We start from the raw sequence: 808 nt of genomic DNA, 5'->3' as shown, positions 1-808 counted from the left end.
CCGCAAGCGGGAAACTCTAGTCGGGCTACGCCCTCCCGCCGTTCCCCGCTTGCGGCGCCAAGTGGCCTACTTTTGCGCCGCCCAACGGCCTGGTTTTGCTCCGCCGTTGACACGACCGCCTCGAACGCCACGAAATCGCCGTTCGACGGCCAGCAGCGCTCGAAATAGGTCGCGCGGTCGATTCCATTGTCGAGTGGACTCGTGAAGCGGTAGTTCGGGGCGAACAACGCCTCGAGCGCGGCTCGGTCATGCGCGAGGTAGGCCGTGTACGCGGCGCGGACGATCTTCTCTGGCTCGGTCCGGTTCAGCATAAGGGTCCTCACAAGTCGTGTGCCGCGGCGCCGAACGCGCGGAGTTCGGCGCCGAAGAGGTCAGTCGTTCCGCCGCGCCTGCGTCGCTCGCCAATCGTAGTCGTCGCGCCAAGCGGGCACGATCTCCCGCATCGCTTCGAGTGGTGGCCCCTGCTCCCAGTCGATCCGCGCGACGGCTCCGGGCCAGCGAGTCGCGGTCAGACGGCCACCTGGCTCGGCTAGAGCCGCGTCGGAGGCGTCGAACGAAAGGTCGCGGATCACGGGTCGCGCCTCGGCCCAAACCGGGTGCGCCACAGTCGCGGCGAGCGCGAACGCGATGGTCTGGCGGCGATCGATCATCGGCGGAGACCTCTTTCCATCGCGGGTGCGTCATCGGCAGCCACCGAGAGTGTCCGGCCTTCTGTGTACGGATCTGCCGGTCCATGCTGAGAGGAAAGGACAGCGTGGACCATGGCGAAGAAGATCGACGACGCGATATTGGACGAACTGCTGAGGGG

Annotated in this window: 2 protein-coding genes; both read right to left on the bottom strand. The window is 66.8% G+C overall.

The window, feature by feature from the left end; all coding sequences use genetic code 11:
- Positions 1 to 311 (bottom strand): nuclear transport factor 2 family protein (locus ACLJK8_RS22990; RefSeq protein ID WP_413152708.1); only part of this gene is annotated, 311 nt, incomplete at its 3' end.
- A 60-nt stretch (positions 312 to 371) separates the two neighbouring features.
- On the bottom strand, positions 372 to 650 hold the full coding sequence (locus ACLJK8_RS22985; RefSeq protein WP_413152707.1) for an epoxide hydrolase N-terminal domain-containing protein: 279 nt from the start codon (positions 648 to 650) through the stop codon (positions 372 to 374).
- Positions 651 to 808: the final 158 nt, after the last annotated feature.

The organism is Amaricoccus sp. W119, from assembly GCF_047275745.1.
Classification (GTDB): Bacteria; Pseudomonadota; Alphaproteobacteria; order Rhodobacterales; family Rhodobacteraceae; genus Amaricoccus.
This window is presented reverse-complemented; position numbering and strand designations above follow the sequence as displayed.

Coding starts and splice junctions, on each gene's coding strand:
- ACLJK8_RS22985 (WP_413152707.1), bottom strand. CDS start 650: ATGATCGATCGCCGCCAGACCATCGCGTTCGCGCTCGCCGCGACTGTG.